Origin of the sequence: Chryseobacterium lacus (genome assembly GCF_003336205.1) — a bacterium.
GTDB classification, from domain to species: domain Bacteria; phylum Bacteroidota; class Bacteroidia; order Flavobacteriales; family Weeksellaceae; genus Chryseobacterium_A; species Chryseobacterium_A lacus.
In genome coordinates, this window is sequence record NZ_QPIE01000001.1 from 167,242 (window position 1) to 193,337 (window position 26,096).

The window sequence follows — 26,096 nt, forward strand, 5'->3', positions numbered from 1 at the left end:
GAACTTTTTAGAAAAAAGTCCAAAAAAAAGAGGCTATCTTTACGGACAGCCTCTTTATTTTTTCACAGAAAGATTATTTTCTTAATCCTAATTCCGCAATGATTGCTCTGTAACGGGTGATATCTTTCTTTTTAAGATAATCCAGAAGGCTTTTTCTTTTTCCTACCAGTTTCACCAGCGATCTTTCGGTAGCATAATCTTTATGATTTGCTTTCAAATGACCTGTAAGATGATTGATTCTGAAAGTGAATAATGCAATCTGACCTTCAGCAGAACCTGTGTTTTCTGCTTTTCCTCCGTGTTTTGCGAAAATTTCCGCTTTTTTCTCTGATGTTAAGTACATGCCAATATTATTTAATGATTATTATGTAACGAGGTGCAAAAGTACAATAATAATATGAACCCGCAAAAGCATTTTTATTCTTACAAATACAGCCTTTTAAAAAATGTTAAATATTTCTTAAATTTTATATAATAAATTTCCGAATTGGCTGTAAATTTGCACATTATCATAACCATGAAAAAAACCGTTAGTATTTTTCTAAGCATGTTGATCCTTGTAACAGCATGCAAAAATCTGGATGCCCAAGTTCCACAAAAGAATTCGTTTCGTGAAAAAATGGAGGAAAGGACGATTCTTTATTTTGCTCCGGAGATTTCACCTTATGTCGAAGAAATAAAGGATGCAACTTATGATTCTTTTTTTTCGGCTGTCACCGATAGATTCGCCAAATTAAGAAATCACACGCTTCTCACGGTGAACACGCCTATTTCCTACGAAAATACAGATGCCGAACTGATTCGCGATATGTGCAAAAACAATAATGCACACTTCGCTGTAGTCCCGAAAGTTAAGTTTTTTAAAGTCGGAATCGGGCAATTTGTATTTTCCAGCCAAGTAGTAGTGAGCATGAAATTGTATGATGCCGACGGAAATATGCTTTCTGAAAATACTTATGATACATTCCGCAGAAAAGCCAGAGTTTTAGGATCTGCAGAAAATTCCATTAAAATAGGAACAAATGGAGTACTAAAAAACCTTGTAAAAGATCTGAAAAAACAGAAAACAATTCCGAATTGAATTTCAGTTGAGGAAAAACCTCAGCTCACCTCTTCTCCAGTTTAGATATTTTCAGCTATTTTTGCAACACCTAAAGAAAAACAGTGGAAGCAAAAGAAATGGTATTCAATGCGGCTGATATTGCTGAACGGCTCAGTGAACTGCGCGCCGATGAAAGACTGTTGGCTTTTCTGAAAGTTCCAAAAGAATATAAAGCAGATGTATTCACGCATTTAGATGCGAATTTTCAGGAAGAAACTATACGGAGTATCGGCAGCGAAGAAGTTTCTGAACTTTTGAATGCCATGCCGCCGGATGACAGAACCATTCTTTTTGAAGATTTTCCCGATGAACTGATTAAATATTCCATCAACCTGCTCAATCCTCAGGAACGCCGAATTGCGCTGAAACTATTGGGTTATCACGAGGACAGTATTGCGAGGATGATGACTCCTTATTACATACAGATTCGTAAAGAATGGACTGTAAAACGCTGTTTTGAACAAATCAAAAAAGTAGGCCGGAAAGTGGAAACACTCAACTATTTGTATGTTGTAGACGAACGCAACCGGCTCACTGATGATCTTGATATCCGAAATCTCTTATTGGCCGATGAAGATCAGCTTGTATCAGATCTTACCGACAGCCATTATGTTGCCATCACCACGACTACTTCAAAAGAAGATGCCGTTCAGTATTTCGAAAAATACGACCGAAACGCTCTTCCTATTGTTACGGAATCCGGCGTATTGGTAGGAATCGTAACGATAGATGATATTCTGGATCAGATTGAACTTCAGAATACCGAGGATATTCAGAAATTCGGAGGTATGGAAGCGCTGGACGAACCTTATCTTCAGACTCATTGGTTTGAGATGATAAAGAAAAGAGGGTTTTGGCTTATTGTCCTTTTTTTTCTGCAACTTATTACAGCTTCGGTGATGGGACATTATGAAGTGGAAATTGAAAAAGCCGTGGTTCTGACTCTTTTTATACCATTAATTATTTCGAGTGGCGGAAACTCCGGATCTCAGGCTGCGACCCTTATTATCCGTGCGATGGCGCTTCAGGAAGTAACGCTGAAAGACTGGTGGACGGTGATGAGGAAAGAAGTCATTACAGGTCTTTTTCTGGGAAGTTTATTAGGAATTTTCGGTTTTATGAGAATTATGGTCTGGCAGAAACTCGGCTGGTTCGACTATGGTGAATATTGGTTTTACATTGGTTTGAGTGCTGCGGTTTCCTTAGCGATGATCGTTCTCTGGGGAACGCTTTCAGGCTCTATGGTTCCTTTTATTCTGAAAAAATTCAATCTGGATCCTGCTACTTCGTCTGCACCTTTTGTTGCTACTTTGGTGGACGTTACCGGACTTATCATTTATTTTACCATTGCTGCCATGCTGCTTACCGGAAAACTTCTTTAACAAAGCTACATGAGGATTATTTCTTTAGTTCCTTCCATCACAGAAACTTTGTTTGATTTCGGCCTGAACCCCGATCAGATAGTAGGAAGAACAAAATTCTGCATTCATCCTGAAGAGAAAATAAAATCGGTGGAAATGATCGGCGGAACCAAAAATCTGAACATAGAGAAAATAAAAGCACTGAAACCCGACCTCATCATCGGCAATAAGGAAGAAAACACCAAAGAACAGGTGGAAATTTTGATGAAGGAATTCAAAGTCTGGATTACGGATATACAAAATTTAGAGGATAACAGAAACTTTATATCAGAATTAGGATATATTCTTCAGCAGCAACCCGTTGCCGAAAAAATAAATTCTGAAACGGAAGAAATATTCAGTGAATTTGAGATCGAAAATCGCAGAAAAGCAGCGTATCTTATTTGGAAAAATCCTTATATGACGGTGGGTTCAGATACCTTTATTCACGATATTATGAAGAAACTCGGATTTGAAAATATCTTTAGAAATCAATTGCGATATCCTGCTATTACTTCTGATGAACTACAAAATGCAGATTACATTTTACTTTCATCAGAACCTTTTCCTTTCAGGGAAAAACATGCTGAGGAACTCAAAAAAATACTTCCTGAAACTAAGATTATTCTGGTAGATGGCGAAGCTTTTTCCTGGTTCGGATCGCGGCCTTCAAAAAGCGGTGCTTATTACCGATCGATTCTTGAAAGTTTATAAAATTTCTGAAAGTTTATCACACAGCCATTCCATCAGATGACGGTCTTCTTCGGTAAAAGGATTGATGCTGTGAGAATCAATATCAATCTGCCCGATATTTTTCCCATTTCTAAAAATCGGAACCACCAATTCAGCTTTGGTTTCTATGGAACAGGCAAGGTAATTATCTTCCGCTCGCACATCCGGAACCAAAAGTGTTTGCCCAGAAACTGCAACCTGACCGCAAATCCCTCTTCCATAAGGAATTACGGTATGATCGGTAGGAGCGCCAACATAAGGACCCAGAACCAACTCGTCTTTCTCTCCGTTTTTAAAATAAAATCCCACCCAATTGAAATACGGAATTTCCTGATTCAGAAGATGGCAAATTTTCTCCAGCTTCTCCTCAGTATTCATTTTCGGGCTTTCGATGAGTGTGGAAAGTCTTTTTTTAAGATGTGACATTTTTTTAAATTTAGGTGAATTCGCGCAACGATACCTCTTCTTTATATCCGAACATTCCTTTGTCTTTTATCATTTCAGCAACACCTTCAGGAACCTGATTTTCCCAGCCGGTTTCAGCGTGTACGATTTTTTTGAGGATTTCTCTGGAATATATTTCAGAATAATTCGGATTATAGAACTTAATATCTTTTATTCGTTTGTTGTGTTTGAAATATTTATAAAGTTCTTTCAGGTTGTCGTTCACTTTCAGGTTGTTGGAATCCAGCAATTCCCCCGTTTCAGGATCTTTATAAGGGTACAGATAAACGGTCATATCATTTCTGAAAAACTTACCGAAAGCCTCTAAAATTCCTCCCGATAAGTTTTTATAATAATTCTCATCGAACACCATTAGCAGGTTGTTCACTCCCATTGCAATTCCGATTTTATGCCCAGTAAAAGTGGAGAAATAATCGATAAGACGATAGTATTCTGAAAAATTTGAGATAATAACGGTGTAGCCCAACTGCGCCAGAACATCTACCCTGTCGAGAAAATCACGCTCATCAATATCGCCATCTCCTTTCAGATTAGAAATAGTAATTTCGAATAATACTTCCGTATTTTCCGGCGTACAACCGGTATCTTCCCGAAAAACTTTCAATCCGCTTTCGAACATATCGATATTCACTTTCGTAACAGGCCTAAAACTCCCTCTCACCGCAAAAATATTTTTTCGGTACAGCATATCTGCGGGCAACATATTTTTACCATCGGGATTAAAAATAACGGCATCCGTCATTCCGTTTTTCACCAGCTGCAGGCTCATCAATCTGTTATCAACATATTCAAACGCAGGACCTGTGAAATCAATCATATCAATTTCCAGATCATCCAGAGCAATATCATCGTACAGAGATTCTATCAACCTCCGTGGATTATCATTATAGAAAAAAGCTCCATAAATAAGGTTTACACCCAGATTTCCGAGCGTTTCCTGCTGTAGTGTCGTATTATTCTCTTTGAATTTGACATGAATTACCACTTCGCTGTACCCTTCATGTTCATCACGCTGGAAACGGACTCCAGCCCAGCCATGGCCTTTGAATGTTTTTTCAAAATTAATCGTAGTAACCGTATTGGCATACGAAAAAAAACGTCTTCCAGGATGATCTTCTCTCGAAAGGCGTTCTTCAATAAGTGCTACTTCATACCGAAGCATCTTTCGAAGTCGGTTCTGCGTGACATAACGGTTTTGGGTTTCCTTTCCATAAATTGCATCTGAAAATTCCTTATCATAGGCAGACATTGCTTTGGCAATTGTTTTAGAAGCGCCACCAGCACGGAAAAAATGGCGAACCGTTTCCTGTCCGGCTCCTATTTCTGCAAAAGTTCCGTAGATATTAGAATCGAGATTTATAGCTAAAGCTTTTTGCTTTGGAGTAAGTTTTTGCTTAATCAAAGACATTTTTGAAATTTTTGTAAATTTACGAAATTAACACAACATTAAAAGAATGCAGCTGAAATTTTTAGGAACCGGAACTTCCCAGGGAATCCCAGTAATAGGCTGCAACTGCAAGGTGTGCCTTTCTCAGGATCCCAAAGACACCCGTTTTCGCGCGTCGGTTCTTATTACCACAGAACAGGACAGGAAAATTCTGATCGATTGCGGCCCGGATTTCCGGCAACAAATGCTGATGAATAAGGAACAGAATGTAGATGCAATCCTGCTTACTCACGAGCATAACGATCACCTTATCGGGCTGGACGATGTGCGGCCTTTGATTTTCAAAAATAAAAAAGACATGCCGGTACATTGCAGCAAGCGCGTTGCGGATGAAATAAAACTGAGGTTTCCCTATGCTTTTGCCGAAGTGAAATATCCTGGTGCGCCTTCATTTGAACTGCATGAGATCAGCGAACGGTTTCAGATTTTAGATGCTGAAATAGAGTCGGTGGAAGTGATGCATGACCAACTGCGAATTCATGGATTTAAATTTAAAAATCTCGTGTATATAACAGACGCCAGTTTTATTTCTGAAAAAGAAAAACAGAAACTAATGAATCTAGATCACTTGATCCTGAACTGCATCAGGAAGGAAAATCCGCATCCGGCACATTTCATTTTGTCTGATATTTTGCGGCTGGACGAAGAATTGAAACCGAAGAATCTTTATTTGACGCACATCAGTCATCATTTCGGAAAGTACACTGAAGAACATAAACTGCTTCCCGATCACATTCATATTGCTTTCGACGGACAGGAAATTAATTTTTAAACCATAAAAAATTCCGATAAAAAATTAAATTTTTCTATAAAATTATTATATATTTGCACACCATTTTCAAGCCCAGATGGCGGAATTGGTAGACGCGTTGGTCTCAAACACCAATGCCGCGAGGCGTGCCGGTTCGATTCCGGCTCTGGGTACTACACCGAAAAGTAATTTATGCTTTTCGGTTTTTTTATTTTCTAAAACCAATAATTTAATCATTTTCTTTTTAATAATATACTATTTATTACTGATAGTTGTCATGTAATTATAATACTCCTCTCCAATACACTGATAAATTGATAATTAATGGGATATTTATTTTTGAAATCCTCATACAATACGATTAATCATATGAATAATTCAATATTATTCTGCTTTATTAATGCCATACTGTAACAATATACAGAAATTCAAGATATATATCATAAAAAAAAGCATCATCTAATTATTATATCTCAATGAATCAGCATACCTTTGAATAAGAAAATTAGAAACAATTAAAACCTTTTATTATGAAACCGAAAGTAAATTTAAAAAGACTGATGTTGGTATTCGTTTTCTTCGCAGGATTATTTTCCGCACAAAATATAACAGGAAAATCTGTTAAGATCACGGTATCCGGAACCTCTCCGATGCATGACTGGAGCATGACTTCTTCTTCGGGCGATTTCAGTGCTTCTGTGAACGGTAACATTATTAATAATGTTAAATTCAGTACTCCGGCAGCACAACTGAAAAGCACAAAAGGAAAAATGATGGATAATAAAGCCCACAAAGCTTTGAAATCTGATAAAAATCCCAATATCACTTTTACTGCTTCTTCCTTGAACTTCGGTAAAAGTACGTTGGCAGGAAAACTGACCATCGCCGGAGCAACCAAAGATGTAAATTTCCCGGTAACTGTAGTAAAAAATGGTAATTCTTACACGATCTCCGGTACAGAAAGCATTTTACTCTCATCTTTTAATATGGAAAGACCCGGATTTATGGGAGTGAAAACAGGAGACGGAGTTACAATCGCTGTAACCATCAACGCTAATTAATGTTTAATAAAATAAATTTAAAAATATGAAAACCTCAATGATTAAAATCTCCGCCGCAGCTTTTATTTTTGCCGCAGGATTAATGAACGCGCAGGAAGACACTCCCTCGATGAGATCATATCTTGCACCGGAAAAATACAGCAAAAACGTATTTGAAGATCCCAAAATTGAAGCTCCCGATTATAGTGGAGTGAAAGTAACCGTAGGTGGCGATTTCGCCCTTCAGTTCCAGTCTTTGAAACACAGTACAGAAGCAGCTTCTCTGGGAACCCTCAACACAACCGGAGGGACAACAGGACTTCCCCCAGTACCCAACACACTGAGAGTAATGGGATCAGATTTTAACCTTCCTACAGCGAATCTGGATGTGAATGCTTATCTTTCTAAAGGGGTAAAACTTCACCTAAGAACGTATCTTTCTGCAAGACACCATAACGAAGCCTGGGTGAAAGGTGGTTATCTGCAAATAGACAATCTGGATTTTATTCAGGAAGGATTTGCATCTGAAATCATGAAACATGCCCGTGTTAAGGTAGGTATGGATGAACTGAACTACGGTGATGCCCATTTCAGAAGAACTGACAACGGAAAAGCACTTACCAATCCTTTCGTAGGAAATTATATTATGGACAGTTTTACTACTGAAGCATTCGGTGAAGTATATGGTTTTTATAACAACTTCGTAGGGATGATTGGGGTTTCCAATGGTAAACTGAACCAAACTGCTGTGAAAGGTGTTAGTGATAACGCTCCTTCCATTTATGCAAAATTGGCGTATGACAAGCAAATTCAAAGTGATCTGAGAGTAAGACTTTCCGGATCTGTAATAAAAACAGACGGACTTTCCACAGGACAGTATCTTTATAGTGGCGACAGAGCAGGATCCAGATATTATTATGTTTTATTAACTGAAAATGACCTGATGGGAACCAATAATTACGCAACCGGAAGATTCAACCCTAATTTCAGAAAAATGCTGGCGTTCCAGATAAATCCTTTTATTAAATATCAGGGATTGGAATTCTTCGGACTTTTTGAACACGTATCCGGTAACAGGCTCGTCAACGCGACTACCGAAAGAGATACTGACGGTTCTTACACCCAACTGGGAGCAGAATTGCTGTACAGATTAGGAAATAAAGAGCAGTTTTACTTAGGCGGAAGATACAACAGCGTTACCGGTAAAGACTGGAAAGACGCTCCGGAAAGAAAAATAAACCGTTTCAATATCGGCGGCGGCTGGTATATGACTCCCAATGTCCTGGCAAAAATAGAATATGTAAACCAAGAATATAATAACAGTGATGTATGGGGACCAACCAACGCACTGAAGGGAGGAAAGTTTAACGGTGTAATGCTGGAAGCAACTATCGGTTTCTAATAAGTAGTTTTTTCATGATGAAGGGGGCATATTTCTTGTGCTCCCTTTTTTTAAAAATTATGGTGATGAAAAATTTAGCATTTCTATTGTCACTCCTTATTTCAGGGTTACTTTTTTCTCAGGGGAACAGTGTGGTTGTGAATGGAAAAACAAATGTTAACACATTCAAATGTACCCACGACAAATTCAATCAGGCCAGCAATAATTATTCTTTTAAAAAAGATCAATTACCATATTTACAGTTGGAGGTCAATCATTTCGACTGCAAAAACCGAATCATGACACAGGATCTGAGAAAAACCTTAAAAGCAGACCATTTCCCGACAATGTATGTTCGGTTTCTAAGTTTTCAGAAAGTAAGTGAAAAGCAATATACCGCGACCATAGAAGTGAAACTTACCGGAAAAATCCGGAATTATACCACCAGTTTTTATCCTGTCAATAATACTTTAGTTGGAAGAGAGTATGTTCGTTTTAGTGATTTCGGCCTGAAAGCTCCCACCAAAATGGGAGGAATGATCGTTGTGGAAGATCAGCTCAATCTCATTCTCACCCTCAATCATTTATAAAACATTTCAGGGATAATGCCTGAAGATTCCAAAATCGGAAGGCGTCCACAAAGCCGCTTTTTGTCCCGAAACTTTCAGCGCATTATTGGTCCATGTGTTACAGGTAAATAAGAAACTGTAAGATCCATTCGCTTCATAAAACGCATCATTATCGTCATATTGCGCATCGGTAGGAATAAAAATATAATTTCCGGCTGCATCTTTTTCCATAGTTTCATCTACGAAACGAATCAATTTCAGGTACTGTCTTTCCGTCATTACAAAAGATTTCACCGAATCATTTACTTCTATTTTATCGTAATACGTTGCATGCACCGCTGCATCACCAAGCCAGAAAGCCGCTTTGAACGCAGTTGAAAATTTCAAATCAGCCCACGTTGGCGTATTCAGATAAAAACCTTTGTCTCCCCAGCCGATAGAAAGGTAACGATAATGTTCGCTTTTAGACAACGTATTTTCAAAGGGAAATTTTTCACTCCAGTCGATATAGGTAGATTTCACCGGAACCACAACATCCGTGTGCATTCCATTGGTTTTTATAAATCCGCGAATTACTTTGGGTTCTGGTGTTGCTTCTGCCTGAACCGGAATAAAGGGAAGAAAATATCCCAAAAACAGATATAGTAATATAGCTGCTATGAAAACGGCAAGGCTTTTAATTATAAAAATGAATGTTTTTCTCAACTGCCTGGTTTATAAAGATTAATTTCTAAAATTACGGAATTATTAATTCTGACAAAACATTTGGACATTCTGAAATACTTTGTATATTTAATAACCAAAACATCATATTAATGCGTAAAAAATCTACAACGAAGAAGAAAATCAAAATCCGAATAAAACAGCACCTAAAAGAGTTCAAAAAAAATACTGATGAATCAGAACAACTGAATTCGAAAAAGCTAAACTATTCCAAAAATCCGATATTCCTCTTCAACCCTGAAAACTTCGTTCTTTTTACAGGAGATTTCCGGAAAATTTCTGAAAATAAATCCTGGGAAAGTTCTTTCCATTCTTTTTTTCGGTGGGTTTTCAGAAAACCATTGGGAGCAAATCTGGGTTGCTGATGAGGTAGCGAAAAACGGTTCCACGGGCAAACATCCTGACAAATATCGCAGCCGAACATCCAGTCTTCCATCTTTTCAGAGAAACTTTCAGGAATTTCATTTTTCAATTCAATGGTAGCATACGAAATACACTGGCTTCCGTTGATGATTTTCGCATCTACAATCGCATTCGTAGGACAGGCATCAATACATCTTGTACACGTTCCGCAATGATCTGTTGCCGGAGCATCTTGCTCCAACTCGAGATCGCAGATAATTTCTGCCAGAAAAAAAAACGAACCTTTATTTTTGGTAATCAGATTGGCATTCTTCCCAATCCATCCGATTCCGGAGCGGCTTCCCCAACTTCTTTCCATTATGGGAGCGGAATCCGTAAAAACCCTGCACTGAAAATCCCCGATTTCTTCTTTCAGTTCCGAAACCATTTCTCTTAATAATTCCTTAATAACATCGTGATAATCTTCACCATAAGCATATTTGGAAATTTTAAAATTATCCAGAGTTTCAATCTTTTCTTCAGGGAAATAATTATAAGACAATGAAATCACAGATTTAGAACCTTCTACCAGCTGTCGTGGATCCAGTCTTTTATCAAAATGATTTTCCATATACTGCATTTCGCCATGATAGCCTTTTTCCAGATATTCTTCTAAAAATCGGGCATCATCTTCCAAAAAATCAGCTTTTGAAATACCACAATCCTGAAATCCAAACTTTTTTGCTTTGGATTTAATAAGGTCTGAATATTTCTGAGAGTTCATCATAAACGAGATGCAAAACTAATAATTTTTATACTTTTGTCAGGTGCAATACAGAAGAGTTTTAACATAACGATTTACAAATGAACTTAGAAGAAATATTACAATCAGGAAATTATGAATTAATTGACGTTCGGGAACCGATGGAACTGATGATGGACGGCGAAATAGAAGGTGCCAAAAATATTCCTTTGGGAGAAATAGAAAACCGTGAAAGTGAAATTTTAGATCTGGAAAAACCCGTGATTCTTTTCTGCAGAAGCGGAAACAGAAGCGGAAAAGCTTTGGAATACCTGAAATCTAAGGGTTTGCAAAACGGCTATAACGGCGGTGGCTGGTTCGAATTGAAAAACACGATAAGCTCTATTTAACAGAATTTATTGAAATCATATTATAGGCAGACAAACCTTTGTTCCTGCCTTTTTTTGATTCCTTACATCAAGATATTTATTATTTCTGCTTAATTTTCCGTCCGTTCATTTGCCCAAACGAAGAATTTTTTCAAGATAATTTGCGCAATAGAAAACAATTATTAATTTTGTTAGATAAATCTAACATTATTTATAATGCATCAACATTCTCGTAAAGCCTGGCGTTCGGAAAGGAGTTCAGACTCTCTTTCGGAAGTTTTTTCTTCCATCCATGTTCCCAAAAACGCAGGCTTTTGGAGGAAATTATTGGCATTCACAGGGCCGGGCCTCATGATTGCCGTTGGATATATGGATCCCGGAAACTGGGCTACCGATATTGCCGGAGGCGCGCAGTTTGGCTACACACTTCTTTCCGTTATTCTGATTTCAAATCTTTTCGCAATGGTGCTCCAACACCTTTCGCTGAAGCTGGGAATTGTGGCCGAAAGAGATTTGGCACAAGCGTGTAAAGATCATTTTAATCCAGTTGTCAATTTTATTTTGTGGATTTTCTGTGAAATTGCCATTGCAGCAATGGATTTGGCGGAAGTGTTGGGAACCGCCATTGCGCTTAATTTACTTTTCGGAATTCCTCTTACGTGGGGCGTCGTCATTACGATTGTAGATGTATTTCTTATCCTGATGCTTCAAGCCAAAGGATTCCGGTGGATTGAAAGTATTGTCGCCGGACTTATTTTCATTATTATTTTGTGTTTTGGATATGAACTTATTATTTCTAAACCGGAAATTTTCCCCATTCTTAACGGCTTGGTTCCTCAGAAAGAAATTGTTACCAATCCTTCTATGCTTTATATTGCGATCGGGATTTTGGGAGCAACAGTCATGCCTCACAACCTGTATCTTCACAGCAGTATTGTACAAACCAGAAACTACGACAGAACTCCGGAAGGAAAAAAAGAAGCCATCCGTTTTGCCACTATTGACAGTACTGCGGCGCTTTTTATTGCGTTTTTTATTAACGCTGCCATACTTATTGTCGCCGCTGCTACATTTCATACTTCAGGAAATCACGATATTGCAGATATTCATGATGCGCATAAAATGCTGGAACCACTTTTGGGAACCAGTTTAGCGAGTATTGCTTTTGCCGTCGCATTATTAGCTTCCGGTCAAAATTCTACACTAACCGGAACGCTTTCTGGCCAGATTGTAATGGAAGGCTTCCTGAACATCCGGTTGAAACCCTGGCTCAGAAGATTAATAACCCGTCTTATCGCTGTAATACCTGCGCTCATTGTAACTATTCTCTACGGAGAAGAGGGCACCGCCGATTTGCTGATTCTCAGCCAGGTGATCCTCTCAATGCAACTAAGTTTCGCAGTAATTCCTTTAGTAATGTTCACCAATGATAAACTGAAAATGGGTGTATTGGTCAACCGCAAATGGATGAAAATCACCGCGTGGATTATCACTTTCATTATTGTAGTATTAAATTTATATCTTCTATTTATTACTTTTTTCTGAATATAAATTCTACATTTCAAATAATTCCTGATTACGTTTCCTGCCGAATTGTCCCGAAATTCCGTTTGGCAAATGTTTTGAAAAACATCAGATATTAAAAGTAAAAAGTATGTCAGACAATCACGATAATACAGAAAAACTCAATACTGAACAGGAAGAGATCATTCAGGACACGCAACAGGAAGCGGAGGAAATAATGACAGACAAGCCTTCTGTAGAGGAAGTTTTGGCAGAAGAAAAAAACCGTTATCTCCGTTTGTATGCTGAGTTTGAAAATTATAAAAAGAGAACCACAAAAGAGAAAATGGATTTCTTTCAGTTTGCCAATCAGGAAATGATGATTTCCATGCTGGGAATTCTGGACGATTTTGAAAGAGCGTTGAAAGAAATTGCCAAAAACGGAAATGAAAAGGACTTGCAGGGTGTAGAATTAATTTATCAGAAATTCAAATCTACCCTTACCGAAAAAGGACTGAAAGCGATGGAAGTAAGATCTGGAGATGATTTCAATGTTGATTTTCATGAAGCCATCACTCAGATTCCTGCACCTGCTCCGGAACTGAAGGGGAAAATTGTAGATGTTATCGAGACAGGATATACGCTTCACGATAAAGTTATTCGTTTCGCTAAAGTAGTAACCGGAAATTAAATAAAGACCGATTCTTGCAGAAATCAATCAGATTTGCGTGCAAAAATGAGTCTAAAGAAATCATAAACTATGTCGAAAAAAGACTACTATGAGGTATTGGGCGTAAACAAAGACGCTACTGCCGACGAAATAAAAAAAGCCTACAGAAAAATGGCTTTGAAATACCATCCGGATAAAAATCCGGGTGACAAGCAAGCTGAAGAAAATTTCAAAGAAGCAGCTGAAGCCTACGAAGTGCTGAGCGACAGCGACAAAAAAGCACGTTACGACCAGTTCGGGCATGCCGGAATGAGCGGCGGCGGAGGATTTGGCGGTGGCGGCGGTTTCGGTGGCGGAATGAGTATGGAAGATATTTTCTCTCAATTCGGAGATATCTTTGGTGGTCATTTCGGTGGCGGCGGTTTTGGCGGCTTCAGCAATGCCGGAGGAAGACAACAGGCTCGAGGATCCAACCTGAGAGTAAGAATCAAGTTGAATCTGGCAGAAATGGTAAACGGAACTCAAAAAACAATTAAAGTTAAAAAACTGAAAGCTGCTCCCGGCGCAACTTCCAAAACCTGCACGACCTGTAACGGAACCGGCGCTCAGGTAAAAGTGATGAATACCATGTTCGGGCAAATGCAAACCCAAACAACCTGTAGCACCTGTCAAGGATTAGGAAAAATAGCAGACAAAGTCCCAGCCGGAGCCAACGAGCACGGACTAATAAAAGAAGATGAAGAAGTCACCATCAATATTCCTGCAGGAGCGCGCGAAGGAATACAACTGAATGTTCGCGGCAAAGGGAACGATGCTCCTTTTGGCGGAACTCCAGGAGATTTGCTCGTCGTAGTAGAAGAAGAGGAAGACAAAACAATAAAGAGAGAAGGCGATAATCTTCATCAGGAACTGTACATTTCATTTCCAGAAGCAGCTTTAGGAACCTCAAAAGAAATTCCTACTGTAACAGGAAAAGTGAAAATAAAAATAGACCCCGGAACCCAATCCGGAAAAATTCTTCGTTTGGCCGGAAAAGGGCTTCCAAGTATCGACAGTTACGGAAAAGGCGATATGTTTGTCCACATCAATGTATGGACTCCGCAAAAATTGAATCCGGAACAAAAAGAATTTTTCGAGAAACAATTGAGAAGTGGTGAAATGGCACCCGAACCGTCTGGCAGAGAGAAAACTTTCTTTGATAAAGTAAAAGATATGTTCAGTTAAAATTTATGAGGCTTTTATTGAGCCTCTTTTTTCTATATTAATCAGATTCACCAATTGTTGACGTATGTTTTTCAGAACAAACAACTTGGAACATCACCCGAAATCCGTTAACTTTGTGCGGCGGATATTTCTGAAGTTCAGGATAATGTCCTTTCATTTATTTATACTTAAAAATTAAAAATATGTCAAAAGCTATTTCTCAGGTTCCGTTTGCTGTAAACGAAACAGTAAGAAGCTACGAGCCCGGATCTCCGGAAGTAAAATCTTTGATCTCCACCTATCGCGAAATGTGGAAACAAAACACAGAAATCCCAATGGTAATTGGAGGTAAAGAAGTAAGAACAGAGCAAAAGACATCTTTGTTTTCGCCACAGGATCACAGCCATGAAATAGGTTTTTACCACAAAGGAAATATGGATCATGTGGATCAGGCCATCAATGCAGCACTGGAAGCCAAGGAAAAGTGGAACGCATTGGGATGGGAACACCGCGCTGCTATTTTTCTGAAAGCGGCCGACCTTATTGCCGGACCTTATCGGGACAAACTGAATGCTGCGACGATGATTGGGCAAAGTAAAAACGTACATCAGGCGGAGATAGATGCAGCCTGCGAACTTATCGATTTCCTGAGGTTCAATGTAGAATTCATGACCGAAATGTATGCGGAACAGCCTGTTTCGGACACCGGAATCTGGAACCGCGCGGAATATCGTCCTTTGGAAGGTTTCTGTTTTGCTGTAACGCCGTTCAACTTTACGGCAATTGCCGGTAACTTGCCAAGCTGTATGGCCATGATGGGAAATGTGGTGGTTTGGAAACCTTCCCATTCACAGATTTATTCTGCTAAAGTGATCATGGATATCTTTACAGAAGCCGGACTTCCTGCAGGAGTGATTAACATGATTTTTACGGACGGAGCGCAAACTGCTGAAAAAATATTATCACATCCTGATTTTGCGGGACTTCATTTTACGGGTTCTACAGGTGTATTCCAGGGAATGTGGAAAATGATCGGGAACAATATTCATACATATAAAACGTATCCGAGAATCGTGGGTGAAACGGGCGGAAAAGACTTTGTGATGGTACATCCGTCAGCAAATGCGGCAGCCGTAGCTACTGCCTTGGTACGCGGAGCGTTTGAATATCAGGGACAGAAATGTTCTGCGGCTTCACGAGCTTATATTCCAAAATCTCTTTGGGAAGAAGTAAAAGAGATTATGGGAGCTCAACTGAAAACTGTGAAAGTAGGAACACCTGAAGATCCTTCCAATTTTGTGAATGCTGTGATTGATAAAAAATCATTTGAAAAATGTAAAAATTATATCGAAAGAGCTAAAAATTCAGGCGACAGCAAGGTGATTTTTGGGGGAACCTGCGATGATACCAAAGGCTGGTTCGTACATCCAACCGTTATTGAAACCACCAATCCCCAGTACGAAAGTATGTGTGAGGAAATTTTCGGGCCTATTCTTTCTGTCTATATTTACGAAGATGCTGATTGGCAGAAAACCCTGAAACTTGTGGATGAAACCTCTCCTTATTCTCTTACAGGCTCTATTTTCTCTCAGGATCGTTATGCGATTGCAGAAGCATATAAAGCGCTGGAAAATGCAGCGGGTAATTTCTATATTAATGACAAACCGACCGGTGCGGTAGTTGGCCAGCAACCTTTCGGCGGAGCGAGAGCTTCGGGAACCAATGATAAAGCAGGTTCTAAAATGAATCTTCTGAGATGGGTTTCAGTTCGTTCTATCAAAGAAACATTCGTGTCACCTAAAGACTATAAATATCCTTATCTGGGATAATTTTCCTAAAAGAAGAAGCCGTCTCAAAATAAATTTGAGGCGGTTTTTTTATTTTCCTTTTTGACTGATTTAATTTGCACCATTTTTGCACAATCATTTCCCATTAAAAAATCTTACATTATGAAAAGTCTGTATTTAGCTGCTGTACTATTATTTTTCGCTGCCTGTGCTGATAAAAAAGAAGATCGTGAATCTTATAAAGAAGATCACAATGCGCGACATATGAACACTGAACTAGGCGAAACCGCAGCCACAGTTTCGGATAGCGCAGGAATTAAAAATGACAGTATTTCTACGGATTAGAAAGCCGATTCTGAGGAAAGCGGCTTTGATTTTTATTATTTTGCGCGAGACTTAATATTCGAAAAGAACACTCCCCCACGTAAAGCCGCTTCCGAAGGCAGAAAGCAAAATTAAATCGCCGCGTTTTATTTTACCACTTCCAATGGCTTCGCTTAGAGCAAGCGGAATAGAGGCCGCCGTGGTATTTCCGTATTTTTGAATATTATTAAAAACCTTCTCATCCGGAAGTCCCATTTTTTGTTGTACAAATTGAGCAATTCTGAGATTGGCCTGATGCGGAATAAAAAGATCTAAATCCTCGATCGTTTTTCCGGCACCAGAAAGCGCTTCCATCATGGTTTCAGGAAAACGGGTGACAGCGTGTTTGAAAACAAAATTTCCATTCATTACAGGATACACTTCAGCATCGGTAACGTTTTCCGGTTCCAGTCTCATCCGATCGCTCCAGCCGTATTTGGATCCCGGGAATTTCGTACAAAGTTCTTCGGCAAATTTTCCTTCGGAGTGCATATTTATAGAAAGAATATCGCCATGCTCATCACCTTCCGTTGCGGAAAGCACTACTGCGCCTGCTCCGTCTCCGAAAATGACCGAAACACCTCTTCCTTCATCAGAGAAATCAAGGCCGAAAGAATGAATTTCAGCTCCTACCACCAGAATATTTTTATAAATCCCTGACTTTATAAATGCGTGCGCAACACTCATCGCATAAACAAATCCGGAACACTGATTACGCACATCCAACGCACCAATGGTTCGGCAGCCCAACATTTCCTGAAGAAGCACACCACATCCGGGAAAATAATAATCCGGAGAAAGCGTGGCAAAAATGATATAATCTAATTCTTCCGCTTTGATACCGGCATTTTGAAGAGCCATTTCCGACGCTTTAAATCCCAAATACGCTGTGGTTTCTTTCTCGTCGTTACGATTGGCACGATGATGACGTTCTTTTATTCCGGTACGTTCTGTGATCCATTCATCGTTGGTATTCATCCGTTTAGACAAGTCGTGATTGGTCACTATATTTTCCGGAACATAATGCCCGGTTCCTTTTATGGTAGTTTTAAACATGTGGTTTATTTTTTAGAATCTTGTTTTTCTCTGATTATACAGATTTATGTATGTATCTCGACAGTTTAATTCCAAGGTCTGTCCAGATAATTTTGGCATTTCCGTTGCGCTGCAAATGATAATCGGCTTCGCTGATTTCATCGAGAATACTTTCAATATTTGCTCCATGGATGAATTTTGAGAATCCTTCCCAGTTGAAACCTCCGGAATCAATTTTACGGTAAACAAGGTTGGGAAGACCATAATTCTGAAGCAAAGCCTGCCGGAACATTTCAGAACAAAACTGAAGAAAATTCTTTTGTTTTTCGCGGTTCCAGCTCGAAATATTTCTCGCCCAAAGAATAATATTTTTAAGATATTCCGGTTTTTTCTTTACCTGAAAAGCATCTCTCACCCATTGTACAAAAAGGGTTTCATATTCCGATTGGCCTTCCGGATGCAGTGATTTTATGGCATCATTCAGATTTCCCTGCACCTGATGAACGATTTCCTTACTCCTTTCTTCCGATAGGTTCGTTTTTGTCTTCAAATATTGAGCAATATCTTCATCTTTCAGCCTTGGGATTTCTGTAATCTGAGTTCGGGAAAGAATCGTTGGGAGAAAACTGTCCGTATTTTCAGCTGTCAATATAATAAGGGTTTTGGCAGGCGGTTCCTCTAAAAACTTCAACAGTTTATTGGAAGCTGAAATATTCATTTTATCTGCTCTCCAGACGATGAGGATTTTAGTGCCTCCTTCGAAGCTTTTGAGCGCAAACTTCGCATTTTGTTCATCAATTTCATCTGCAGAAATAAAAAGCTGTTTGTTTTCAGATTCCAAATAAGTACTCCAGTCATCGAAATCGGCATACGGATTGTCAAGGATCATTTCTCGGAAATTCGGAAAAAATCTCTTGCTCAGCGAATTACTTTTTTCAGTAAAAACAGGAAAACTAAAATGAAGATCAAGATGATTCAAATGCTCGGCTTTCGCACCGGAAGCTGGATTTTCTCTGCTCAAAATTTCTTTCGCATAAGCCAAAGCCAGCGGCAGCGTTCCATATCCTTCTTTTCCTGCAAACAACTGCGCATGTCCTACCCTGTTTTCATCAATACTGTTTTTCAGCCTTTCCTTTATAGTCCTTTGGCCTGCAATATGATCCCAATTCATCTTTCAAAGATACTTTTTTAGAATTATTTTAAGATACATTATTTGCAAATGTACCTTATTTTCTGATCCTTCGCATCACTCCTGCTTAACAAAACTTTACGAAACTAAATTTTCTCAATTCAGTAATAATTAAGATATTTGCCCATTATTTTAAAAAACGGGAATGAGAAAAATTTTCATCTTATCGTTCATCACAGCAGGCTTTTTTCTGCATGCGCAGAACATTGGCAATTCACCTTATGCTGCATACGGAATAGGAGATGTGAAATATGACAATACTGTAGAAAACTCTGCCATGGCGGGAATTTCTACAGCTTATATTACAGATTTCACCAGCAGTTTCAATTTTAAAAACCCTGCTGCCAATGAAAATCTGCAACTGACTTCCATTAAAATAGAAGCTACCAACGAAAATAATTATTTCAGTTCCAATTTTAATAATTACAAGGACAACAAGCATTCAACTTACTTATCCAACATTTCTATAGCATTTCCTTTATCCAACAAGGTGAAGTTCGGATTAGGATACCAACCATACAGTTCTAAAAGATATGACGTTTTAGTTTCTGAAACCTTGGCTGACGGAACCGTGAAAGCCAACCGCTACCGTGGCGAAGGAACTGTGAGCACTGTGCAAGCCGCAGTTTCATATCAAATAAGTCCGGAGTTTGCGTTAGGATTACGAACCAATTATTATTTCGGAAACCTGCATGATATTGATGAATTGGCTTACTCGAATGCTGAATTGATCAATGGATATGAAACCCGAAATGAAATCGCAAATTTCAATTTCACAGCGGGAACTACGTATCAAAAAAAATACAGTAACGACCGCAAAATGACGCTGGGGGCTACGGCAACTTTTGGAAATACTTCAAATCCTCAATCTTATTATACCAACAGTACTTACTTTTACAACGGTAATGGTGTCAAAGTAAACGAAAGTATTGTAGATCAGGTAGAAACCAAACAGGACAACCTGTTGCCGGTCGAGTTTTCTTTAGGTGCCGGATTCGGGCATACTGCAAGATGGTTTGTAGGGACTCAGGTAGATTATCGCAAAGGAGAAGACCTTCAATTCCTTGGCCATAAAGCACAATACAAAGACTCTTACCGCGTTTCCGCAGGAGGATGGATTTTGCCGGATGCCAATAATTTCAGAAACTATTTCCAGCGTGTGGTGTACAGATACGGAGCTTATTATGAAAAAGGAAACCTCAGTATCAACAATACCGATATCAATGAATTCGGAATAACTTTAGGAGCTAAATTCCCTTTCAAGAATGCGTCACTGAACAGGATGACCGGTTTGGATGTTGCCATTGAACTCGGAAAAAGAGGAACCAAAGACAACAACTTAGTCAATCAGAATTTTATCAACCTGAAAATCGGTTTCAATTTTGCTGATAAATGGTTTATGAAGAGATTGTACAACTAAAACATGAACAAAACTTCACAGATACCTTCAAAAATTATAGCATTACTTCTTAGTTGTGCTATATTTTTTATATCCTGTGATGATGATCTTACGGCGATGAATGCTGCTGATAAGAAATTAAACTTCCCGTCACAGATCATTTATGATGCCAATATTATTCAGCGGGATTCCGGCCTGATAAAAATGCGCGCTACAGCTCCTCTTATCGAGAAATTTGAGCTGATAGATACTCCGTATGTTGTGGCGAGAAAAGGTATTAATATTCAGTATTTCGATAAAAAGAACCCCAAACAACCCGGAACCATTACGGCGAAATACGCCAAGATGACGGAACTCAAAAACTTTTATGAAGCCAAAGGAAATGTGAAAGTAGTCACTTCTGAAGGACAAACTTTTCTGATGGAAACCATTTTCTGGGACCGGAAAAAGAAAGAAATTTACACTTCAGATACGGTATATGTTACCGATAAAGACGGTTCTACTTTGGTGGCAACACAGGGAATGCGGGCGAAAGATGATTTTTCTGAATACACTTTTTACAACAATTCCGGAGATATCAGCACCAAGAAAATCCCTGAAAGTGAAAAGTAATTCTATACTTTCCTGAAAATAAGTATTTTTATCCAAAATAAAACCCATGCATTTCTCCGCCATCGGACTCATGTCCGGAACCAGCCTTGACGGACTGGACATTTGCTATGCTTCTTTTGAAAAGAAAAATAATGCAGATTGGAGTTTCAAACTTTTGATTGCTGAAACTCTTCCTTACGATAGTTTTTGGGAAAATAAGCTTCGCAATGCGATGACTTTGTCTGCGGAACAACTTTGTGCTTTGCATTCTGAATATGGTTTCTATTTAGGCCAAATGGTAAAAAGATTTATTGATCAGAATCAGCTTACAAAAATAGATGTCATCGCCTCGCACGGGCACACCGTATTTCATCAGCCACAAAATAAATTTACCCTTCAAATCGGAGACGGAAGAGCCATCAAAATTCTGAATTCTCTTCCTGTGGTATATGATTTTAGGAGCCAAGATGTCTTGATGGGAGGCAATGGTGCTCCCTTAGTTCCCATCGGAGACCAGCTTTTGTTCAGCGAATATGACGCTTGTCTCAATTTGGGCGGTTTCTCCAATATTTCATTTATTCATCAAGGAAAAAGAATTGCTTTTGACATCTGTCCGGTGAATATGGTGATGAATTATTTTGCTGAGAAAAAGGGAGAAAAATTTGATAAAGACGGACAGTTAGCATCAGCCGGAACGGTGAACCAGGGAACGCTGGAAACCGTGAATAGCCTAAAGTTTTATCAGCAAGCGCCTCCAAAATCTTTGGGTGCAGAATGGGTGATTACCGAAATTCTTCCTAAACTGAATCCCTTAAATCCTGAAGATGCATTGGCTACTTTTACGGCGCATGTTGCTGAACAAATCGCAAAAGTATTGACAAGGTTTGGTTTGAAAAACACATTGGTGACTGGAGGTGGAGCTTATAATAAAAATTTAATTGAAGAAATACAAAAACTTTGCGACACTACTTTGGTCATTCCTTCTTCGGAAATTGTGAATTTTAAAGAAGCTCTTATTTTTGCACTGATGGGAGTTTTAAGAATTAATGGAGAAAACAACGTGCTGAGCACTGCTACCGGAAGTCCTGAAAATCACTGTTCCGGAATATTGGTTTAGAAATTAAAAAACCACCTGGGACGGGTGGCTTGTTATCCGAATCAAAAATGCTTTATGCGTAGCGTTTTTCAATTTTATCCGTAAGCGCATTCATGAAATTCTGAAGAGGTTTTTCCACCATCATTTTAATAAACGGGTTGAATTTTCCTTCAAAAAACATTTGGATCTCAGTTTGATTTTCAGAAACTGCGTTCATAGCTGTAGTCAGTTCAAAATCTAAACTGGAACTTGCGGATCTCAGTATCGCTTTGTTTTCATTCACTTCTCCGACTTTCAGTGCAATTTCCGGCATTCCTTTCAATGAAAATTTAAAACCATCAGCTATGGCTTCAAATTTCTGTAGTCCATCCGGCATCAATTGTTCATATTGTTGCGGATCTTTGAGGAGTTCCACAAGTTCGGCAACGGGTTTATTTAATATTATTTTTCTTCCTTCTAAATTCATTTTTATATTTTTGTAAGATTAAAGTCATGCAAATGTATAAAGTTTTTGTGAACGAGAAAAAATTAACCCTCAGTAAATATCCTGAAGAAATCGAAAAAAAGCTTCGTTACGAGGGATTTGCGACTTTAGAAATTGCTGTAGACCTTTTGCAAAACACTTCTTGTCCTGAATTGAATGTGTACAGTGAAAATCTGGCTGAACTTTGGGAAGATTTTACCCATCTTTTTACCGTTGTGGAATCTGCCGGCGGTATTGTGAGCAATCAGAATAATGAAATTCTTTTTATAAGAAGGTTGGGAAAGTGGGATTTACCGAAAGGAAAAATAGAGAAAGGTGAATCTTTAGAACAAGCCGCAGTGCGTGAAGTTCAGGAAGAAACAGGCCTTGAGGAGATTATTCTGGAAGATTTCATCAATAATACTTTTCATATTTACACCGAACGAAATGGAGATCGGATATTGAAAATTACGTATTGGTTTAAGATGAGTTATGTAGGCAACAAAAATCCGGTGCCGCAAACTGAAGAGGGAATAACTGCTGTAGAATGGAAAAATAATCATCGTATTCAGCAGGAAGTATTTCCTTCTACTTTCCACAATATCAAATTGATTCTGGACGAAGTTTGGGAGAAAAACCTTTAAATATACTCCAGGATTCTTTCCAGAGCAATTCCCCGCGACGCTTTCAAAAGGATATTTTTGGAAAGTATTGGTTGATTTTTAACTGCTGAAATCAGGGATTCAGTATTTTCATAAGATTTCTCAGAAATACCCGTTTCCGAAAAATGTTTTCCGACGGTAATAATTTCATCAAATCCGAGATCTTGAGCCATTTCCAGGATAGCAGTATGCTCGTGCAGACTCTCTTCGCCTAACTCCAGCATATCTCCGATGATGATGGTTTTAGAACCTTCAAAACTCTGAAAATTTTTCAGCGCTTCAGCCATAGAACTTGGGTTGGCATTATAGGTGTCCAGCACCAGAAGTTGATCATTTTTCTCTACGATTTGTGACCGCATATTTGTGGGCATATATTGCTCTACTGCATTCTTAATCCTGCTTACAGATACTCCGAAATACAAACCTAAACTGGCTGCTGCACAGAGATTCGAGAAATTATAATTTCCTGTAAGGTTACTTAATATTTTCTCACCTTTATATTCTATACCTACAGAATGTTCTTGAGAAAAATGTTCAAAATAATAATCAGATTCTGGGCTTCCAAAGGTTATTTTGTTATGATAACCCTCAGTTTTTTCAACCTGAATAGGATCATTTTCATTCACCAAAATGGTTTTATTATCAGCTTTCAGGAAATCATAAAGTTCAGATTTTCCTTTGATCACTCCGGAAAAACCACCAAATCCTTCTAAATGGGCTTTTCCGAAATTAGTGATGTAACCGATATCAGGTTGCGCAATTTCACACAGCAATTCTATTTCTTTTTGATGATTCGCACCCATTTCAATTACTGCCATTTCGTGTTCGGGTTTTATGGATAACAGCGTCAATGGAACCCCAATATGATTGTTCAGATTACCGAAAGTGTATTGGGTATTAAATTTCTGAGAAAGCACAGCATGAATCAGTTCCTTAGTTGTAGTTTTTCCGTTACTTCCGGTCAATGCTATTACAGGAATTTGTAACCGATTTCGGTGGTATTTTGCAATTTCCTGTAAAAACAATAAAGTAGAAGGTACATAGAAAATATTATTAGCGATATTCTCATATTCCTTTTGTTCTACAATCACTGCCAAAGCTCCATTTTCTACAGCTTCTTGTGCTGTGGCAGCCGCATTAAAACGTTCACTTGAAAAGGCAAAAAAAATATCATTTTTCTCAACTGCTCTGCTATCTATAGAGACTTTATTGCATTGAAGAACGAAAGGATAAAACGCTTCTGTATTCATGTTTCAAAAATAAAAAATCCTTCCAAAGAATGGAAGGATTCTGTTATTTAAAAGACTTTTATCTTCTTGTTCTGTTCTTATCAGCTCCTCTCGCATCCTGTGCTACGCGGAATCCGATCCATTTATATCCAGTGTGTTGATTTTTGAATCTTCTTTGTCCCGGATCTAGCCAATATGCTGTATCCTGCCAAGATCCACCTTTTACAACTCTCACCTCATTAGAGATTGCTGAAGTTCTGGAAGCAGTATCATTCTGAAGAACAACTCTACCATTCGCATCTACAAAGAAATCTCTTCTTGGTGCGTTATACATGTTGTAGCTTCCGTTAGCACTGTCTGCCTGTGTTCTGAAATCCAAAGAAGACTGTCTGTCGCCATCTCTGAAATTACTGTAGTCAGCAATGGTTTCTCTTTCAAACTGTCCTGGAAGACTTCTGTAAAGCAATTTTCCATCCGCAAGCGTATCGTATTGGATGCTTCCGTCATCTACTCTTCTGTAAGAGCCATCGCCATTTCTAACGATTCTTTGCGGCGCATTTCCTCTGTAATAATTGAAGTCACTGTAATCAGCATCTATGATAGGCCTGTAAACATCGGCTGTCCATTCCGCAACGTTTCCGAACATTCCATAAAGCCCAAGATCACTTGCTGGGTATTGTTTTACGTCTGATGTGTACGCTGATCCATCATTTTTCCATCCTGGAACTCCTGAGTAATCTCCGATTCCGTTTTTGAAATTCTCAAGAAATAACCCCTGATTTCTTCCTCTTTTACCTCGAAGGTTTTCAATTTGAGGGTTTTTACCTAAGATATTATTATACTCTCTGTTCTTTTGAGTTCCCAATGCTGCGAATTCCCATTCTACTTCTGTAGGAAGTCTGAATTTTTGAACTAAAGGTGCCGCAGGAGACCTGTTGGCAGCCAGCAATCTTTGATTTGCTGTTCTCATTCCAGATTTTTGAGCGAGTCTTTGTTCATTGATGTAAGCTGCCATATCCGGATCGTTTGCTTTAAACTTATCCATATTGAAAGCTGTACCTCCTTGGTTATTTGACTCGTTAATATAAAGATCTTTGGAAATAATTCCGGCATCCATCAGTGCTTTTTCGTTGGCTCTGTCGGTTAGCCATTCACAATACTTGTTTGCCTGGCTCCAACTTACACCTACTACCGGATAGTAATCAAATTCCGGCGATCTGAAATAGGTTTCTGAAAAATCGTTACGGGAAAGCTCGTTATCCCAAAGAAGGGTATCGGGCAAAGCTCCATTATAGATTTCGCGGTAACTTGGGTCAGACGGCGGGAAAACATATTTTAACCAGGTAAGGTATTCCCGATATTCATAATTGGTGATTTCAGTTTCTCCAAGGTAGAATGAACTCACCTGCATTCTGCGGGGAGAGTTATTCCAATCATGCATTACATCATCTTTCACTAATCCCATTGTAAACGTTCCACCTTCTACGTATACCATTCCGGGCCAGCCTTTCTGTTTCTGCATTTTTCCTGCAAAAAACCATCCTCTTGATTCGTTAGGTTTCCATCCTGTTTTACTTACAAAACTTTTGGTACCTCCTCCGGATGCTGATCCCCCACAACTGGTTAATACGAAAGCTGAACTTAATGCTATTAATGAAAACAACTTTAGTTTTTTCATAGTCAGTATAAATATTTTCAAAGTACAAAGAAATAATAAATTTATCAATTAATCAAGAATTGTTTTGATTTTTTTCAAACGATTATAAATTTATTTTATTGTATCACATTATTATTTTAAAATTTTCGTTTAATTTGTATTCCTG

General features: G+C 38.6%; 27 protein-coding genes and 1 tRNA gene. 18 read left to right on the top strand and 10 right to left on the bottom strand.

Going from position 1 to position 26,096, the window contains the following annotated elements; translation table 11 throughout:
* Positions 1-73: 73 nt before the first annotated feature.
* A complete protein-coding gene (gene rpsO / locus DQ356_RS00795; protein WP_114302562.1) occupies positions 74-343 on the bottom strand; it encodes a 30S ribosomal protein S15 in 270 nt (89 codons plus the stop codon).
* 174 nt (positions 344-517) lie between these two features.
* On the opposite strand from rpsO, the gene DQ356_RS00800 reads away from it, so the two are divergent.
* The 3 genes from DQ356_RS00800 to DQ356_RS00810 all read left to right on the top strand — a co-directional run bounded on the left by DQ356_RS00800 (position 518) and on the right by DQ356_RS00810 (position 3,216).
* Positions 518-1,081, top strand: a complete 564-nt coding sequence (locus DQ356_RS00800; protein WP_114302563.1) for a pyruvate decarboxylase — start codon at positions 518-520, stop codon at positions 1,079-1,081.
* 98 nt (positions 1,082-1,179) lie between these two features.
* The gene (mgtE, locus tag DQ356_RS00805) at positions 1,180-2,484 is read left to right on the top strand and encodes a magnesium transporter (RefSeq protein WP_114302807.1); all 1,305 of its coding nucleotides are present in this window, start codon (positions 1,180-1,182) and stop codon (positions 2,482-2,484) included.
* A 9-nt stretch (positions 2,485-2,493) separates the two neighbouring features.
* On the top strand, positions 2,494-3,216 hold the full coding sequence (locus DQ356_RS00810; protein WP_114302564.1) for an ABC transporter substrate-binding protein: 723 nt from the start codon (positions 2,494-2,496) through the stop codon (positions 3,214-3,216).
* Here DQ356_RS00810 and DQ356_RS00815 read toward each other — a convergent pair.
* Both DQ356_RS00815 and DQ356_RS00820 read right to left on the bottom strand, forming a co-directional pair.
* Entirely contained in the window at positions 3,211-3,660 is a 450-nt protein-coding gene (locus DQ356_RS00815; protein WP_114302565.1) for a GAF domain-containing protein, read from the bottom strand. The two genes, DQ356_RS00810 and DQ356_RS00815, sit on opposite strands and share 6 nt — an antisense overlap.
* A 10-nt stretch (positions 3,661-3,670) precedes the next feature.
* A complete protein-coding gene (locus tag DQ356_RS00820) occupies positions 3,671-5,107 on the bottom strand; it encodes a TonB-dependent receptor (RefSeq protein WP_114302566.1) in 1,437 nt (478 codons plus the stop codon).
* Between the two features lie 46 nt (positions 5,108-5,153).
* On the opposite strand from DQ356_RS00820, the gene DQ356_RS00825 reads away from it, so the two are divergent.
* The 5 genes from DQ356_RS00825 (at position 5,154) to DQ356_RS00845 (ending at position 8,908) form a co-directional block, all read left to right on the top strand.
* Positions 5,154-5,918: an MBL fold metallo-hydrolase gene (locus DQ356_RS00825; RefSeq protein WP_114302567.1), complete on the top strand. Its 765-nt coding sequence runs from the start codon at positions 5,154-5,156 to the stop codon at positions 5,916-5,918.
* A gap of 70 nt (positions 5,919-5,988) precedes the next feature.
* Positions 5,989-6,070, top strand: a tRNA-Leu gene (locus DQ356_RS00830).
* A gap of 357 nt (positions 6,071-6,427) precedes the next feature.
* Positions 6,428-6,958, top strand: a complete 531-nt coding sequence (locus DQ356_RS00835) for a YceI family protein (protein ID WP_114302568.1) — start codon at positions 6,428-6,430, stop codon at positions 6,956-6,958.
* Positions 6,959-6,995: 37 nt separating this feature from the next.
* A complete protein-coding gene (locus tag DQ356_RS00840; protein ID WP_228420585.1) occupies positions 6,996-8,339 on the top strand; it encodes a hypothetical protein in 1,344 nt (447 codons plus the stop codon).
* Positions 8,340-8,404: 65 nt separating this feature from the next.
* A complete protein-coding gene (locus tag DQ356_RS00845) occupies positions 8,405-8,908 on the top strand; it encodes a hypothetical protein (protein WP_126723214.1) in 504 nt (167 codons plus the stop codon).
* Between the two features lie 6 nt (positions 8,909-8,914).
* Here the strand turns inward: DQ356_RS00845 and DQ356_RS00850 are convergent, their stop codons facing one another.
* A complete protein-coding gene (locus DQ356_RS00850; protein ID WP_114302571.1) occupies positions 8,915-9,592 on the bottom strand; it encodes a TIGR02117 family protein in 678 nt (225 codons plus the stop codon).
* A 223-nt stretch (positions 9,593-9,815) separates the two neighbouring features.
* Entirely contained in the window at positions 9,816-10,739 is a 924-nt protein-coding gene (queG, locus tag DQ356_RS00855; protein ID WP_114302572.1) for a tRNA epoxyqueuosine(34) reductase QueG, read from the bottom strand.
* 77 nt (positions 10,740-10,816) lie between these two features.
* On the opposite strand from queG, the gene DQ356_RS00860 reads away from it, so the two are divergent.
* The 6 genes from DQ356_RS00860 (at position 10,817) to DQ356_RS00885 (ending at position 16,591) form a co-directional block, all read left to right on the top strand.
* The gene (locus DQ356_RS00860) at positions 10,817-11,104 is read left to right on the top strand and encodes a rhodanese-like domain-containing protein (RefSeq protein ID WP_114302573.1); all 288 of its coding nucleotides are present in this window, start codon (positions 10,817-10,819) and stop codon (positions 11,102-11,104) included.
* A gap of 195 nt (positions 11,105-11,299) precedes the next feature.
* Complete coding sequence (locus DQ356_RS00865; protein ID WP_114302574.1) at positions 11,300-12,628, top strand: Nramp family divalent metal transporter; 1,329 nt, start codon at positions 11,300-11,302, stop codon at positions 12,626-12,628.
* A gap of 109 nt (positions 12,629-12,737) precedes the next feature.
* Positions 12,738-13,277, top strand: coding sequence for a nucleotide exchange factor GrpE (locus DQ356_RS00870; RefSeq protein WP_114302575.1), 540 nt, complete (start codon positions 12,738-12,740; stop codon positions 13,275-13,277).
* A 69-nt stretch (positions 13,278-13,346) separates the two neighbouring features.
* Complete coding sequence (dnaJ, locus tag DQ356_RS00875; protein ID WP_114302576.1) at positions 13,347-14,480, top strand: molecular chaperone DnaJ; 1,134 nt, start codon at positions 13,347-13,349, stop codon at positions 14,478-14,480.
* A 182-nt stretch (positions 14,481-14,662) separates the two neighbouring features.
* Positions 14,663-16,288, top strand: a complete 1,626-nt coding sequence (gene pruA, locus DQ356_RS00880) for an L-glutamate gamma-semialdehyde dehydrogenase (RefSeq protein WP_114302577.1) — start codon at positions 14,663-14,665, stop codon at positions 16,286-16,288.
* A gap of 120 nt (positions 16,289-16,408) precedes the next feature.
* The gene (locus DQ356_RS00885; protein WP_114302578.1) at positions 16,409-16,591 is read left to right on the top strand and encodes a hypothetical protein; all 183 of its coding nucleotides are present in this window, start codon (positions 16,409-16,411) and stop codon (positions 16,589-16,591) included.
* A 51-nt stretch (positions 16,592-16,642) separates the two neighbouring features.
* Here DQ356_RS00885 and DQ356_RS00890 read toward each other — a convergent pair whose 3' ends face one another.
* Positions 16,643-17,665 carry a 3-oxoacyl-ACP synthase III family protein gene (locus DQ356_RS00890; RefSeq protein WP_114302579.1) on the bottom strand — a complete coding sequence of 341 codons (1,023 nt, stop codon included), beginning with the start codon at positions 17,663-17,665 and terminating at the stop codon, positions 16,643-16,645.
* 34 nt (positions 17,666-17,699) lie between these two features.
* Positions 17,700-18,815 (bottom strand): DNA polymerase III subunit, encoded by a 1,116-nt coding sequence (locus tag DQ356_RS00895; protein ID WP_114302580.1) that lies wholly within the window; start codon positions 18,813-18,815, stop codon positions 17,700-17,702.
* Positions 18,816-18,978: 163 nt separating this feature from the next.
* On the opposite strand from DQ356_RS00895, the gene DQ356_RS00900 reads away from it, so the two are divergent.
* The 3 genes from DQ356_RS00900 to DQ356_RS00910 are packed head-to-tail and all read left to right on the top strand — an operon-like array spanning position 18,979 to position 21,940.
* Positions 18,979-20,253 (top strand): hypothetical protein, encoded by a 1,275-nt coding sequence (locus DQ356_RS00900; RefSeq protein WP_114302581.1) that lies wholly within the window; start codon positions 18,979-18,981, stop codon positions 20,251-20,253.
* A 3-nt stretch (positions 20,254-20,256) separates the two neighbouring features.
* Positions 20,257-20,844: an LPS export ABC transporter periplasmic protein LptC gene (lptC, locus tag DQ356_RS00905; protein ID WP_114302582.1), complete on the top strand. Its 588-nt coding sequence runs from the start codon at positions 20,257-20,259 to the stop codon at positions 20,842-20,844.
* A gap of 46 nt (positions 20,845-20,890) precedes the next feature.
* Positions 20,891-21,940 carry an anhydro-N-acetylmuramic acid kinase gene (locus DQ356_RS00910; protein ID WP_114302583.1) on the top strand — a complete coding sequence of 350 codons (1,050 nt, stop codon included), beginning with the start codon at positions 20,891-20,893 and terminating at the stop codon, positions 21,938-21,940.
* 52 nt (positions 21,941-21,992) lie between these two features.
* Here DQ356_RS00910 and DQ356_RS00915 read toward each other — a convergent pair whose 3' ends face one another.
* The gene (locus DQ356_RS00915) at positions 21,993-22,385 is read right to left on the bottom strand and encodes an SRPBCC family protein (protein WP_114302584.1); all 393 of its coding nucleotides are present in this window, start codon (positions 22,383-22,385) and stop codon (positions 21,993-21,995) included.
* A gap of 32 nt (positions 22,386-22,417) precedes the next feature.
* Here DQ356_RS00915 and DQ356_RS00920 point away from each other — a divergent pair, with 32 nt between their 5' ends.
* Positions 22,418-23,026 carry an NUDIX hydrolase gene (locus DQ356_RS00920; protein WP_114302585.1) on the top strand — a complete coding sequence of 203 codons (609 nt, stop codon included), beginning with the start codon at positions 22,418-22,420 and terminating at the stop codon, positions 23,024-23,026.
* Here the strand turns inward: DQ356_RS00920 and DQ356_RS00925 are convergent.
* Both DQ356_RS00925 and gldJ read right to left on the bottom strand, forming a co-directional pair.
* Complete coding sequence (locus tag DQ356_RS00925) at positions 23,023-24,294, bottom strand: UDP-N-acetylmuramoyl-tripeptide--D-alanyl-D-alanine ligase (RefSeq protein WP_114302586.1); 1,272 nt, start codon at positions 24,292-24,294, stop codon at positions 23,023-23,025. The two genes, DQ356_RS00920 and DQ356_RS00925, sit on opposite strands and share 4 nt — an antisense overlap.
* Before the next feature lie 58 nt (positions 24,295-24,352).
* A complete protein-coding gene (gene gldJ / locus DQ356_RS00930; protein WP_114302587.1) occupies positions 24,353-25,951 on the bottom strand; it encodes a gliding motility lipoprotein GldJ in 1,599 nt (532 codons plus the stop codon).
* Positions 25,952-26,096 lie beyond the last annotated feature (145 nt).

Bases quoted from the DNA above. Each gene is read 5' to 3' on its own strand.
- DQ356_RS00810 (WP_114302564.1), top strand. From the start codon at position 2,494: ATGAGGATTATTTCTTTAGTTCCTTCCATCACAGAAACTTTGTTTGAT.
- DQ356_RS00845 (WP_126723214.1), top strand. From the start codon at position 8,405: ATGAAAAATTTAGCATTTCTATTGTCACTCCTTATTTCAGGGTTACTT.
- DQ356_RS00865 (WP_114302574.1), top strand. From the start codon at position 11,300: ATGCATCAACATTCTCGTAAAGCCTGGCGTTCGGAAAGGAGTTCAGAC.
- DQ356_RS00900 (WP_114302581.1), top strand. From the start codon at position 18,979: ATGAGAAAAATTTTCATCTTATCGTTCATCACAGCAGGCTTTTTTCTG.
- dnaJ (WP_114302576.1), top strand. From the start codon at position 13,347: ATGTCGAAAAAAGACTACTATGAGGTATTGGGCGTAAACAAAGACGCT.
- DQ356_RS00800 (WP_114302563.1), top strand. From the start codon at position 518: ATGAAAAAAACCGTTAGTATTTTTCTAAGCATGTTGATCCTTGTAACA.
- DQ356_RS00835 (WP_114302568.1), top strand. From the start codon at position 6,428: ATGAAACCGAAAGTAAATTTAAAAAGACTGATGTTGGTATTCGTTTTC.
- rpsO (WP_114302562.1), bottom strand. From the start codon at position 343: ATGTACTTAACATCAGAGAAAAAAGCGGAAATTTTCGCAAAACACGGA.
- DQ356_RS00840 (WP_228420585.1), top strand. From the start codon at position 6,996: ATGATTAAAATCTCCGCCGCAGCTTTTATTTTTGCCGCAGGATTAATG.
- DQ356_RS00925 (WP_114302586.1), bottom strand. From the start codon at position 24,294: ATGAATACAGAAGCGTTTTATCCTTTCGTTCTTCAATGCAATAAAGTC.
- DQ356_RS00910 (WP_114302583.1), top strand. From the start codon at position 20,891: ATGCATTTCTCCGCCATCGGACTCATGTCCGGAACCAGCCTTGACGGA.
- queG (WP_114302572.1), bottom strand. From the start codon at position 10,739: ATGATGAACTCTCAGAAATATTCAGACCTTATTAAATCCAAAGCAAAA.
- lptC (WP_114302582.1), top strand. From the start codon at position 20,257: ATGAACAAAACTTCACAGATACCTTCAAAAATTATAGCATTACTTCTT.
- DQ356_RS00895 (WP_114302580.1), bottom strand. From the start codon at position 18,815: ATGAATTGGGATCATATTGCAGGCCAAAGGACTATAAAGGAAAGGCTG.
- DQ356_RS00820 (WP_114302566.1), bottom strand. From the start codon at position 5,107: ATGTCTTTGATTAAGCAAAAACTTACTCCAAAGCAAAAAGCTTTAGCT.
- gldJ (WP_114302587.1), bottom strand. From the start codon at position 25,951: ATGAAAAAACTAAAGTTGTTTTCATTAATAGCATTAAGTTCAGCTTTC.
- DQ356_RS00870 (WP_114302575.1), top strand. From the start codon at position 12,738: ATGTCAGACAATCACGATAATACAGAAAAACTCAATACTGAACAGGAA.
- DQ356_RS00825 (WP_114302567.1), top strand. From the start codon at position 5,154: ATGCAGCTGAAATTTTTAGGAACCGGAACTTCCCAGGGAATCCCAGTA.
- DQ356_RS00915 (WP_114302584.1), bottom strand. From the start codon at position 22,385: ATGAATTTAGAAGGAAGAAAAATAATATTAAATAAACCCGTTGCCGAA.
- DQ356_RS00860 (WP_114302573.1), top strand. From the start codon at position 10,817: ATGAACTTAGAAGAAATATTACAATCAGGAAATTATGAATTAATTGAC.
- DQ356_RS00885 (WP_114302578.1), top strand. From the start codon at position 16,409: ATGAAAAGTCTGTATTTAGCTGCTGTACTATTATTTTTCGCTGCCTGT.
- DQ356_RS00920 (WP_114302585.1), top strand. From the start codon at position 22,418: ATGTATAAAGTTTTTGTGAACGAGAAAAAATTAACCCTCAGTAAATAT.
- DQ356_RS00815 (WP_114302565.1), bottom strand. From the start codon at position 3,660: ATGTCACATCTTAAAAAAAGACTTTCCACACTCATCGAAAGCCCGAAA.
- DQ356_RS00890 (WP_114302579.1), bottom strand. From the start codon at position 17,665: ATGTTTAAAACTACCATAAAAGGAACCGGGCATTATGTTCCGGAAAAT.
- mgtE (WP_114302807.1), top strand. From the start codon at position 1,180: ATGGTATTCAATGCGGCTGATATTGCTGAACGGCTCAGTGAACTGCGC.
- pruA (WP_114302577.1), top strand. From the start codon at position 14,663: ATGTCAAAAGCTATTTCTCAGGTTCCGTTTGCTGTAAACGAAACAGTA.